The sequence below is a fragment of the Streptomyces sp. NPDC048506 genome (assembly GCF_040651315.1).
Lineage (GTDB): Bacteria > Actinomycetota > Actinomycetes > Streptomycetales > Streptomycetaceae > Streptomyces.
Genome location: NZ_JBEZIX010000008.1, coordinates 1 through 11,884, shown reverse-complemented (window position 1 = coordinate 11,884; position 11,884 = coordinate 1). Strand labels below are relative to the sequence as shown.

The following is an 11,884-nucleotide window of genomic DNA, read 5'->3' as shown; positions in this document are numbered from 1 at the left end:
GTCGGGGTCAGTCCTGCGCCGGCACGGTGGCCGGGGGTTCGGTGGCGGTCGGGGCGTCCGGGGAGGACTGCGGCGCGGCGTGCTCGGCCAGCACGCCGGTGCGGTGGCGCTGGACGCACCAGTAGTACGCGAAGCCGCCCCCTGCCACGACCCCGACGAACAGCACCGCGCCCCAGCGCAGATACCAGTGGTGGGGCGGGGTGGCGTTGTAGACGGCGTCCCGGGGCCAGGCGAGGTTGACGATCATGCCAGCGCCCCAGAGGACGGCGAGGACGTTGACCGGCAGACCCCAGCGCCCCAGCGTGAAGCGGCCGCCGTCGGCCGGCACCCATCTGCCGCGCACCCTGGCCACCAACATCGGGGCGGTGACCAGCAGATACGCCAGGTAGATCATGATGATGCCGATGCTGGTCACCACGGAGAAGATCTGCGGCTGGCGGATGTTGATCAGCAGGACGGCCAGCGAGAGCACGCCGACGACGACCGCGGGCAGCACCGGGGTCTGGAAGCGCGGGCTGACCTTCGCCATCAGCGACGCGGCCGGCAGGTTGGTGTCCCGGGCCATCGCGAACGCCAGCCGGATGGCGGCGGTGTGCACCGCCAGCGCGCAGACCGTGACCGCGATCAGCACGCACCACAGCATGGCCTTGCCGCCGGTGTCACCGAGCACGTCCAGAACGACGTATTGCAGCCCGTCGGTGCTCAGCCCCTTGCCGTTCAGGCTGCTCACGCTCATCAGGGCGAGCAGCAGGACGAGCCCGCCCAGGACGAACGAGGCGATCAGCGCACGGAGGATGGCGCGCGGGGCGTTGCGCGAGGGGTCGAGGGACTCCTCGCCGAGCGAGGCCGCGGTGTCGAAGCCGTACATGACGTAGGCGGAGGCCAGCGAGGCGGTGAGGAAGGCGCCGAGGTAGCCGAGGTGCTGACCGGTGCCGATGTGGTGGGTCTGGAGGACGACGTCCGGACCGCGGACGATGTGTACGGCGAAGAGCGCGATCAGCACGACCGTCGCGATCAGCTCGACGAAGACGCCGGCGGTGTTGATGCGGGCCATCAGCTTGACGCCGAAGGCGTTCACCAGCGTCGTGAAGAGGATCAGCACGGCGGCCAGCAGGACCGCGTTGGTCGCGGTGTCGTACGTACCGCTGCCGTCGCCGATGACCTGGAAGGCGGTGGAGATCTGCGGGAGCGTCAGTTGATAGGCGAGTGCCACCGCCGACAGCGACACGATCGAGGCGACCAGCATCATCCAGCCCGCCAGCCAACCGATGTGCGGATTGCCGAGCTTCTTGGCCCAGTTGTAGACGGAACCGGCGACGGGATGGCGGGCGGCCAGCTCCGCGAAGGACAGCGCGACCATCAACTGGCCGACGAAGACCATCGGCCAGGACCACCAGTAGGCCGGGCCGCCGTGCCCGTAGCCGAAGTAGAAGAGCTGGAAGGTGCCGGTCAGGATGGAGATGTAGCTGATGCCGGCGGCGAAGGTGTGGAAGTTGCCGAGGGTGCGCTTGAGTTCGGGCCGGTAGCCGAACTCCGCCAGTGCCGCGTCGTCCGGAGGCGCCGCCGACTGTGGTGACGCCTCATCAGGTGCTCGCAAGGGCCTTCCTCCTCAGATGACTCACTCGAACCAGTACTGCGCCTTCGGGGCGGTGTTCCGCCAGATGTGCTTGGTCTCGCGGTACTCCGCGAGACCGGTGGGGCCCAGTTCCCGGCCGTTCCCCGACTGCTTGAAGCCGCCCCACTCCGCCTGCGGGAGGTAGGGGTGGTAGTCGTTGATCCAGACGGTGCCCAGGCGCAGCGCCGAGCCGACCCGGTCGGCCCTGGCCTGGTCGGTGGTCCAGACGGCGCCGGCCAGTCCGTAGACGGTGTCGTTGGCGAGCCGTACCGCCTCGTCCTCGTCGGTGAAGCGCTCCACCGTCAGCACCGGCCCGAAGGACTCCTCGCGGACCACCGACATGGCGCCGTGGCATCCGTCGAGCACGGTCGGCAGGTAGTAGAAGCCGCCGGCGAGCGCGGGGTCGTCGGGGCGGGCGCCGCCGCAGCGCAGTACGGCACCCTCGGCGAGCCCGGCGGCCACGTACGCCTCGACCTTGGCGCGGTGCTCGGCGGAGATCAGCGGTCCGGTGCGGGCGTGCTCGTCGAAGGGTCCGCCGAGCCGGATCAGCCGGGCGCGGCGCACGACCTCGTCGACCAGGCGGTCGTGCAGGGCGTCCTCGACCAGCAGCCGGGCGCCGGCCGAGCAGACCTGACCGGAGTGCAGGAAGACCGCGGTGAGGGCGTGGTCGACGGCCGCCTCGAAGTCGGCGTCGGCGAAGACGATGTTGGGGTTCTTGCCGCCGAGTTCGAGGGCGACGCGCTTGACGGTGCCGGCCGCGGCGGCCATGATCCGGCGCCCGGTGGCCAGCCCGCCGGTGAAGGAGACCAGGTCCACGTCCGGGTGGTCGGCGAGCGGGGCACCGACCTCCGGGCCGGCGCCCAGGACCAGGTTGGCCACCCCGTCCGGCAGCCCGGCCTCCTGGAGCAGCCGGACCAGGGCGACGGCGGTGTGCGGGGTGAGTTCGCTGGGCTTCAACACGAAGGCGTTGCCCGCGGCGAGCGCCGGGGCGACCTTCCAGGCGGTCTGGAGCAGCGGGTAGTTCCAGGGCGTGATCAGGGCGCAGACGCCGACCGGCTCGTGGACGATGCGGCTGTCGACGGCGGGGACGCCCGGATCGGTCACCCGGCCGTCCTCGGTGCCGGCGAGCCGCCCGAAGTAGCGGAAGCAGGCGGCGATGTCGTCCAGGTCGGCCTCGCTCTCGACCAGGCGCTTGCCGGTGTCGAGGGACTCCGCGCGGGCCAGCGCGGGCTTGTCGCGGACGAGCAACTCGGCGACCCGCAGCAGCAGATCGCCGCGTTCGGCACCCGGTGTGTGCGGCCACGGGCCTTCGTCGAAGGCCCGCCGGGCGGCGGCGATCGCGTCCAGCACGTCCTTGCCGCCGGCCTCGTCGACGACGGCGACCAGGCTGCCGTCGGCCGGGCAGCGGATCTCGCGGGTCCGCCCGCCGAGCGCGGCGCGCCACCGGCCGTCGATGAACAACTCAGCCACGCTCGTCCTCCAGCTGCTCGGTGACCCACTGGTGGAAGGCGCCGATGTGGTGCTCGCTGGGGACGAGCACCCCGCCGTCGCGGTACGCGCGGGAGCTCATGGCCGGCTGGGTGCGCTCGCAGGCGTCGAAGTCCTGGGCGTTGACGCGGTGGAAGAGCTCGACAGACTTGGAGACGTCGGCGCCGGAGTCCACCGCCTCGGGCAGGTACAGCCAGTCGCACTCGATGACCGTGCGGTCGGCGGCCATCGGGAACATCCGGTGGACGATGACGTGGTCGGGGACGAGGTTGACGAACACCTGCGGGCGGACGGTGATCGCGTAGTAGCGGCGGTCCTGGGCGTCCGCGACGTCCGGCAGCCGGCCGAAGCCGGCGCTGCCGTCGACGGTGAACCCGGCGGCCTCCTCGGCGAACTCCGCGCCGTGGCCGACGTAGTACTGGGCGGCGAAACCGTCCGCGAACTCCGGTAGGACCTCGGTGAGTTCGGGGTGGATGGTGGCGCAGTGGTAGCACTCCATGAAGTTCTCGATGACGAGCTTCCAGTTGGCGCGCACGTCGTAGGTGATCCGCCGGCCGAGCGCGAGGGCTTCGGTGCGGTAGTGCTCGATGGCGGCCGGATCGCCCAGCCGCTCGGTGGCCGCGCCGATCACGGTGTCCTCGAAGGACGGCGGCCGGTCGGCCAGGCACACCCAGGCGTAGCCGAGCCACTCCCGGAGCGGGACGGTGACCAGTCCGCGTTCGGTGCGGTCGACGTCCGGCATCTTCTGGAGGTTGGGGGCGGCCACCAGACGGCCGTCGAAGTCGTAGGTCCAGGCGTGGTAGGGGCACTGGAGGTTGCGGCGGACCTCACCGGACGCCTCGGTGCACAGCCGGGCGCCGCGGTGCCGGCAGATGTTGAGGAAGGCGCGCAGCTCACCGGCGCGGTTGCGGGTGATCAGGACGCTCTCCCGGCCGACCTGCACGGTGCGGAAGGCGCCGGGCCCGGCCAGGTCGGAGCCGCGGACGGCGCAGAACCACAGCCGCTCGAAGATCCTCTCCTGCTCCAGCCGGAAGACCTCCGGGTCGGTGTAGTGGTGGCCGGGGAGGGTGGCGATCAGACTGGGGGAGATCGGGGTCGTCGTCACGGGCGTACTCCTCAGGCGGGCGCGGCGGCGGGCCGGCTAGGGGTCTCCCCGGCGAAGCGGGGGGAAGGGTCGAAGAGGCCGATCGGGTGCGCGGTGGTGCCGGTCAGGGCCAGATCGGCGACGATCTCGCCGACGACGGGGACGAACTTGAAGCCGTGCCCGGAGAACCCGCAGGCCACGGTGACGGACTCCGGGTGCGCGGGGTGGCGGGCGATGACGAAGTGCTCGTCGGGGGTGTTGGAGTACATGCAGGTGGCGGCCTTGAGGAAGGTGCCGGGCAGGTCGGGGATGCACGGGGACATGTGGTCCGCCATGGCCTGCACCTCGTGGTCGTGCACGGTCCGGTCGATGGTCCCCGGCGTGCACACCACGCCCTTGCGGAAGAAGGCGACCTTGGCCCCGAGCTCCGGTCCGTCGATGGACGGGAAGCCGTAGACCTGGACGCCGGCCGCGTCCTCCCAGATGTAGACGGGGTGGTGCTCGGGCAGGAAGGGCCGGACTCCGCCGGTCGGCTGGAACCAGTACATGATCTGCCGCTCGATGGTGAACGGCACCCCGAGGTCGGTGAGCAGCTCCGGCGCCCAGGCACCCGGGCAGATCACCAACTGGCCCGCGGTGTAGGTGTTCTCCGCGGTGTGCACGCGTACGCCGTCCCGGTACGGCTCCCAGCGCGTCATCGGCTCGTCGAAGTGCAGCGTGGCGCCCTGCCGGGTGGCGAGCTGGAGGTGGGCGGCGACGGTGTTCTCGGGGCGGACCAGGCCGGCCTTCGCCTCGTAGAGCGCCACCTCGTCGTCGGCCGGGGCCAGGGTGGGGAAGCGACGGCGGATCTCCTTGGCGTCGAGCATCTCGTGGGGCAGGTCCCACTGCCGGGCGGAGCGCAGCGAACCGGAGACGGTCCGCGAGTCGGGGCGGCCGACCATCACCCCGCCGCACAGGGTGGCGATCTCCCGGCCGGTCGCCCGCTCCAGCTCGTCGTACAGCTCGTACGAGCGGAGCAGCAGCGGCACGTACGCCGGGTCCTCGAAGTAGGACTGCCGGGTGATCCGCGAACCTCCGTGGCTGGAGCCGCGGTTGTGGACCGGACCGAACCTCTCCAGGCCGAGCACCCGGGCGCCGCGCGCCGAGAGGTGGTGGGCGGCGGCGCTGCCCATCCCGCCCAGTCCGATGACGATCACGTCGTAAGTGGGGGACACGGTGGCCTCCTTGGTGCGTCGCAGCACGGGGTCGACGGCGACTGTGGTCACTTCAAGATGTGGGTCATCTTCGGGTCGAAGAGCGGCTCGTCGGCGACGGTCGCCGGGAGCCTGTTGCCGAAGTACTCGATGTGCACGGCGGTGCCGGTGGCGAGCGGCGGCAGCCAGGCGTACGCGATGCACCGGCCCAGCGTGTAGCCGTACCCCGCACTGGTGACGTAGCCGGCGGGGGCGCCGCCCGATCCGGCGGAGTCGGGCGTGGGGACGTGCACCGGCTCCTTGCCCAGGACGTTGGCCGCGGGGTCGTCGAGGAGGAGGGCGGCGAGCTTGCGGCCGACGGGGGCGTCGTCGAGCGCGGCGCGGCCCAGGAACTCCTTGTCCGTGCGCACCGCGAAGCCGAGGCCCGCCTCGTACGGGTTGTGCTCGTCGGTCATGTCGACGCCCCAGGCGCGGTAGCCCTTCTCCAGGCGCAGGCTGTTGAACGCGCTCCGGCCGGCGGCGATCACGCCGTACTCCCGGCCCGCCTCCCACAGCGTGTCCCAGAGTCGGAGCCCCAGGTCGGCGGTGGTGTACAGCTCCCAGCCCAGCTCGCCGACGTAACTCAGGCGCATCGCCGTCACCGGAACGTGGCCGAGGTGGGTCTGCTTGGCGCGGAAGTAGCCGAAGCCCTCGTGTGAGAAGTCGTCGCGGGTCAGCGGCTGGACGAGGTCGCGGGCGAGCGGTCCCCAGACGCCGATGCAGCAGGTGCCCGAGGTGATGTCCCTGATCTGGACGTCGGTGGGCGCGTGCCGCAGCAACCAGTCGAGGTCCGCGGGGGAGTTGGCGCCGATCTGGAAGCGGTCGGGGGCCAGGCGGGCGACGGTGAGGTCGGAGCGGATGCCGCCGGTCTCGTCGAGCAGCAGGGTGTAGGTGACCGCACCGGGCTTCTTGCGGATGTTGTTGGTGGTCATCCGGTGCAGGAAGTCCCGTGCGCCGGGGCCGGTGACCTCCAGCCGGCGCAGCGGCGTCATGTCGTACAGGGCGACCTTCTCCCGGGTGGCCCTGGCCTCGGCGGCGGCGATCGGCGACCAGTAGCGCGCCGACCAGGCGTCCCGCTCGGGGAGCCGGATGTCCTCGGCGAGCGGGGCGTTGGCCTCGTACCAGTGCGGGCGCTCCCAGCCGCCGCCTTCCAGGAAGTACGCGCCGAGCTCCTGCTGGCGCGGGTAGAAGGGGCTGGTGCGCAGCGGCCGGGGCCGCTCCATGGGCTGGAGCGGGTGGATGACGTCGTAGACCTCGACGAAGTTCTGGGCCCCGCGGTCGGCGACGTAGGCCGGTGAGCGCTGGACGTCCTCGAAGCGGTTGAGGTCGCACTCGTGGAGGTCGAGGGCGGGCCGGCCGTCGGTCATCCACTCGGCGACGGCCTTGGCGACGCCCGCGGAGTGGGTGACCCAGACCGCCTCGGCCAGCCAGAATCCGCGCAGGTCACGGGATTCGCCGAGGACCGGCATCCCGTCGGGCGTGAAGGAGAAGACCCCGTTGAAGCCTTCTGCCACCCGGGACTCGCCCAGCGCCGGGAGCAGCTCGATGCTGTCCTGCCAGCTCGGTGCGAAGTCGTCCTCGGTGAACGGCAGCGAGGACGGCATGACCGGAGCGTCGTCGAAGGCCGGGACGGCGAACGGGTCGACGGGCATCGGGCGGTGGGCGTAGGAGCCGATCCCGAGTCGGTCGGTGTGCTCGCGGAAGTACAGGTCGCGGTCCTGGAACCGCAGGATCGGCCTGCTCGCTTCCGTACGGGCGTCGTTGACGCCGGCGAGTTCGGGCAGCGGCGCGGTCGTGGCGTACTGGTGGGCCAGCGGCAGCAGCGGTACGTCCACCCCGGCCAGGGCTCCGATCACCGGCCCCCAGAAGCCGGCGGCGGAGACGACGTGGTCGGCGGGGAAGGCGCCCCGGTCGGTGACGACGCCGGTGACCCGGCCGTCCGCGCGCTCGATACCGGTGACGGTGTGCCGCTCCAGGAAGCGGGCGCCGCGGGCGGTGGCCCGCTCCCGCTGGGCGCGGCAGGCGAGCAGGGCACGGGCCAGCCCGTCGTCGGGGGTGTGGAAGCCGCCGTACAGCCTGGTCTCGTCCAGCATCGGCCACAGTTGCGTGCACTGCTGCGGGGTGAGCAGTGCACCGCGTACGCCCCAGGAGGCGGCGAGCCCGGCCTTGCGGTGCAGATCGGCCCAGCGGGCCTCGGTGGTGGCGACCTCCAGACCACCGACCGGATGGAAGCAGGGCAGTCCGTCGACCTCCAGGGAGCGCAGCTTCTGGACGGTGTAGGCGGCGAACTCGGTCATGGTCCTGGAGGGGCTGGTCTGGAAGACCAGGCCCGGTGCGTGCGAGGTGGAGCCGCCGGGGGCCGGCAGCGGCCCCTGTTCGAGGACGGTGACGTCGGTCCAGCCGCGGGCGGTCAGCTCGTCGGCGAGGGAGCAGCCGACGATGCCGGCGCCGATGACAACCACACGGGAACTGTTTGCGGGCGTACGGGACATGCCCCTCCTCCTGCTGGTCGGGGTGGTCGACGGGGTGTCACGCCGGGTCAGGTTCGGGTGGGGTGGGCGACGCCGTCACAGGACGACGACGGAGCGCAGCACCTGGCCGTCCCGCATCTTGGCGAACGCGGTCTCCACCTCGTCCAGGCCGATCGTCTCGGTGACGAAGCCGTCGAGGTCGAGCCGTCCGCTGAGGTAGCGGTCGATGAGGACGGGGAAGTCGCGGCTGGGCAGGCAGTCGCCGTACCAGGAGGACTTCAGGGCGCCGCCGCGGGAGAAGAGGTCGATCAGCGGCAGCTCGATGCACATGTCCGGATCGGGGACGCCGACCTGGACCAGCGTGCCGGCCAGGTCGCGCATGGAGAACGCCTGGCGGTAGGTCTCGGGCCGGCCGACCGCGTCGATCACCACGTCCGCGCCGTGCCCGCCGGTGAGTTCCCGGACCGCCTCGACCGGGTCCGTACCCCGGGAGTTGACGGTGTGGGTGGCCCCGAAGCGGGTGGCGCCGTCGAGCTTCCGCTCGTCGATGTCCACCGCGATGACCCGGCGGGCGCCGGCGATCGAGGCACCGGCGATGGCGGCGTTGCCGACGCCGCCGCAGCCGATGACGGCGACGGTGTCGCCGCTGCCCACTTGCCCGGTGTGGACGGCGGCGCCGTAGCCGGCCATCACTCCGCAGCCGATCAGTCCGGCGGCCTCCGGGCGCGCGGAGGGGTCGACCTTCACCGCCTGTCCGGCGGCGACCAGCGTCTTCTCGGCGAAGGCGCCGATGCCCAGCGCGGGGGTGAGTGGGGTGCCGTCCAACAGGGTCATCGACTGCGCGGCGTTGCGGGAGTCGAAGCAGTACCAGGGCCGACCGCGGCGACAGGACCGGCAGCTGCCGCACGGCGCCCGCCAGGCGAGTACGACGTAGTCGCCCGGGGCAAGATCCGTGACGCCGGGGCCGACCGCCTCGACGGTGCCGGCCGCCTCATGGCCCAGCAGGAAGGGGAACTCGTCGTTGATCGCGCCGTCCCGGTAGTGCAGATCGGTGTGGCAGACACCGCAGGCCTGCACCGCCACCAGCACCTCGCCCGGGCCGGGATCCGGCACCATGATCGTCTGCAACTCGACCGGTGCGCCCTGTTTCGCCGCGACGACGGCATGGACTTCGTGTGGCATGCCCTACCCCTCATTGTTGCGCAGTGCACGACTGGTTGCGCGATGAGAGACATAGTGGGAACGCTGTATCGGCACCGTCAAGAGGTACGGCCCAGCCGTTGGTAAAAGGCGCGTTACGCGTCCGGACACCACTGCGGGGCCGGAACATACGCTCCGGCCCCGCCTCGACACCCCCGCCCGTCAGCCGCTCAACAGGCGTACCCCATCCGCCGGGAGAGCTCCTCAGCTGCGGAAACGGTGCCCTTGACAACCTCGGGCAGCCGCTCCTCGTCCAGCCGGTAGGCCGGCACCGAGACGCTGATCGCGCCGATCACCGAACCGTCGTGCGCCCGCACCGGCGCCGCGACCGCGCGCAGCCCGAGCTCCAGCTCCTCCACCGCCATCGCGAAGCCCCGCTCCACGACCTGCTTGAGCTCACGGCGCAGCACCTCGGCCGAGGTGACCGTCCGCTCGGTGAGCCGGGGCAACTTCCGCCCCAGGACGGCCTCCTGGACCGGTGCGGGCTGGTACGCGAGCAGCGCCTTGCCGCTGGACGTGGCGTGCAGCGGCGTCCGCCGGCCGAGCCAGTTCTGCGCGGTGACCGATGCCGGGCCCCGCGCCTGCATGATGTTGACCGCGGCATCGCTCTCCAGCACCGCGATGTTGACCGTCTCCCCCAGCTCGTCGGCCAGCTGCCGGCAGACCGCCGCGCCCTCCTGGGAGATGTCCAGCCGCACCGCCGCCGCACTGGCCAGCCGCAACACCCCGGCGCCGAGGTAGTACTTGCCGCGCTCCTGCTCCTGGGCGACCAGCCCGCGGCTCTCCAGCACTCCGAGCAGCCGGAACGCGGTCGACTTGTGCACTCCCAGCTCGTCGGCGACCTCGGTCACCCCGGCCTCGCCGAGCCGCGCCAGGATCTCCAGCACGGTCACCGCCCGGTCCACCGACTGCACGGCGCTCGCGGGACTCTTCGACGGTTTGCCCTCCGCCTGCTCCTCCACGTTGTCGGTCATGTATTGGATCTCACCACCTGGGAACCCGCTCGCGGGTCCGATTCTGAACGGCCGGCTTTTCCGGGGAACGCTTGACGCATGGACTCCCCGTCTGGATTCTGTTGCGCATAGCGCTCCATCGTGCGCAACGCGAAACTCGATGATACCGAACAGTAACAGGGGGGTCCTGTGATTCCTGTCTGCCATCTCGCCGACCTGCCCGCAGGCGAGTCCGTACGCATCGACACCGCACCTCCGATCGCCGTCTTCAACGCCGACGGGCAGCTGTACGCCATCGACGACACCTGCACCCACCAGGACGCCTCGCTCGCGGACGGCTGGCTGGAGGGGTGTCTGGTCGAATGCCCGCTCCACGCCGCTTCATTCGATCTCCGCACCGGGGCGCCCACCTGCCTGCCCGCGCGCCGAGCCGTGCGCACCCATCCGGTGACCGTCGAGGACGGCATGATCTACGTCCACCACGTGGCCGAGGAGGGCACCGCCGCATGAGGTCGGTCGCTGTCATCGGAGCCTCGCTCGCGGGGCTGTACACCGCGCGGGCCCTGCGCGCCCAGGGGTTCGACGGCCGGCTGGTGATCGTCGGGGACGAGCAGCACCGCCCCTACGACCGGCCGCCGCTGTCCAAGGACTTCCTGACCGGCGCCACCGGCCAGGACGACCTGGCCCTCGCCGACGCCGAGGAGATCGCCGAGCTCGACGCCGAGTGGCTGCTCGGCACCCGCGCCACCGGCCTCGACACCGCCGCCGGCGCGGTCCTCCTGGACGGCGGCCGGTCCCTCACCACCGACGGCGTGGTCATCGCCACCGGCGCGATCCCCCGCCGTCTTCCCGGGCCGGCACCCGCGGGCACACACACCCTGCGCACCCTCGATGACGCCCGGGCGCTCCGCGCCGACCTCGGCCGCGGCCCCTCCCGGGTCGTGGTGATCGGCGCCGGCTTCATCGGCGCCGAGGTCGCCTCCTCCTGCGCCGCCCTCGGCCACGAGGTCACCGTCGTCGAAGCGGCCCCCCTGCCCCTGCTCCCCCAACTCGGCGAGGAGATGGCCCGGATCTGCTCCGGCCTGCACGCCGACCACAAGGTCGCCCTCCTCACCGGCACCGGCGTCCGCCGCCTGCACGGCGCCGCCGACGGCCGGATCACCGCGGTCGAACTCACCGACGGCCGCCTGCTCCCCGCCGAGATCGTGGTCGTCGGGATCGGCATCCGGCCAGAGACGGCCTGGCTCGAAGCCTCCGGTCTGCCGCTGGACGACGGCGTCGTCTGCGACGCCGGCTGCGTCACCTCGCTGCCCAACGTCGTGGCCGTCGGCGATGTCGCCAAGGTGGCCGGCAGCCGTGCCGAACACTGGACCAGCGCCACCGAGCAGGCCGCCACCGCCGCCCGGAACCTGCTCGCCGGCAGCACCGTCACCACCCACCGCGCGCTGCCCTACTTCTGGTCCGACCAGTACGGCGTCCGCATCCAGTTCGCCGGCCGGCGAGGCCCCACCGACACCCCGCGCATCCTCGAAGGCTCCCCCGACGACCGCACCTTCCTCGCCTGCTACGAACGCGCCGGCCGCACCACCGCCGTGCTCGCCCTCAACCGCCCCCGCCCCTTCATGCGACTCCGCCGCGAACTCGCCCGCGCCATCACGCCGGCCACCACCTGACCCGCCCCAGGAAGGCGCCGCCCCATGTCGCTTCTCAACAGCTCCCTGCACGAGCTCGACCCCGACGTGGCCGCCGCCAGCAGTCCACCCTCGAAATGATCGCCTCGGAGAACTTCGCTCCGGTCGCCGTCATGGAGGCCCAGGGCTCCGTCCTGACCAACAAGTACG

At 71.8% G+C, this 11,884-nt stretch carries 9 protein-coding genes and 1 pseudogene; 3 read left to right on the top strand and 7 right to left on the bottom strand.

The annotated features are described in order from the left end of the window. Positions 1 to 7: 7 nt before the first annotated feature. From AB0C96_RS08090 to AB0C96_RS08060, 7 genes are all read right to left on the bottom strand, one after another. Positions 8 to 1,597 (bottom strand): APC family permease, encoded by a 1,590-nt coding sequence (locus AB0C96_RS08090; protein ID WP_362914868.1) that lies wholly within the window; start codon positions 1,595 to 1,597, stop codon positions 8 to 10. A gap of 21 nt (positions 1,598 to 1,618) precedes the next feature. After that, positions 1,619 to 3,085, bottom strand: coding sequence for an aldehyde dehydrogenase family protein (locus AB0C96_RS08085; protein ID WP_362914866.1), 1,467 nt, complete (start codon positions 3,083 to 3,085; stop codon positions 1,619 to 1,621). After that, entirely contained in the window at positions 3,078 to 4,208 is a 1,131-nt protein-coding gene (locus AB0C96_RS08080; RefSeq protein WP_362914864.1) for an aromatic ring-hydroxylating dioxygenase subunit alpha, read from the bottom strand. Before AB0C96_RS08080 ends, AB0C96_RS08085 begins: the two co-directional genes overlap by 8 nt. An 11-nt stretch (positions 4,209 to 4,219) precedes the next feature. Next, on the bottom strand, positions 4,220 to 5,401 hold the full coding sequence (gene solA, locus AB0C96_RS08075; protein WP_362915203.1) for an N-methyl-L-tryptophan oxidase: 1,182 nt from the start codon (positions 5,399 to 5,401) through the stop codon (positions 4,220 to 4,222). A gap of 47 nt (positions 5,402 to 5,448) precedes the next feature. After that, positions 5,449 to 7,911, bottom strand: a complete 2,463-nt coding sequence (locus tag AB0C96_RS08070) for an FAD-dependent oxidoreductase (RefSeq protein ID WP_362914862.1) — start codon at positions 7,909 to 7,911, stop codon at positions 5,449 to 5,451. Between the two features lie 75 nt (positions 7,912 to 7,986). Beyond that, positions 7,987 to 9,072, bottom strand: a complete 1,086-nt coding sequence (locus AB0C96_RS08065; protein WP_362914860.1) for an S-(hydroxymethyl)mycothiol dehydrogenase — start codon at positions 9,070 to 9,072, stop codon at positions 7,987 to 7,989. Between the two features lie 188 nt (positions 9,073 to 9,260). Continuing rightward, positions 9,261 to 10,064, bottom strand: coding sequence for an IclR family transcriptional regulator (locus tag AB0C96_RS08060; protein WP_362914858.1), 804 nt, complete (start codon positions 10,062 to 10,064; stop codon positions 9,261 to 9,263). A gap of 168 nt (positions 10,065 to 10,232) precedes the next feature. Here AB0C96_RS08060 and AB0C96_RS08055 point away from each other — a divergent pair, with 168 nt between their 5' ends. The 3 genes and pseudogenes from AB0C96_RS08055 to AB0C96_RS08045 form a co-directional block, all read left to right on the top strand. Then, positions 10,233 to 10,553 (top strand): bifunctional 3-phenylpropionate/cinnamic acid dioxygenase ferredoxin subunit, encoded by a 321-nt coding sequence (locus AB0C96_RS08055; RefSeq protein WP_030411057.1) that lies wholly within the window; start codon positions 10,233 to 10,235, stop codon positions 10,551 to 10,553. Continuing rightward, positions 10,550 to 11,716: an FAD-dependent oxidoreductase gene (locus AB0C96_RS08050; RefSeq protein WP_362914856.1), complete on the top strand. Its 1,167-nt coding sequence runs from the start codon at positions 10,550 to 10,552 to the stop codon at positions 11,714 to 11,716. Before AB0C96_RS08055 ends, AB0C96_RS08050 begins: the two co-directional genes overlap by 4 nt. A 24-nt stretch (positions 11,717 to 11,740) precedes the next feature. Next, positions 11,741 to 11,884, top strand: a pseudogene (locus tag AB0C96_RS08045) (serine hydroxymethyltransferase); the annotation flags it as partial.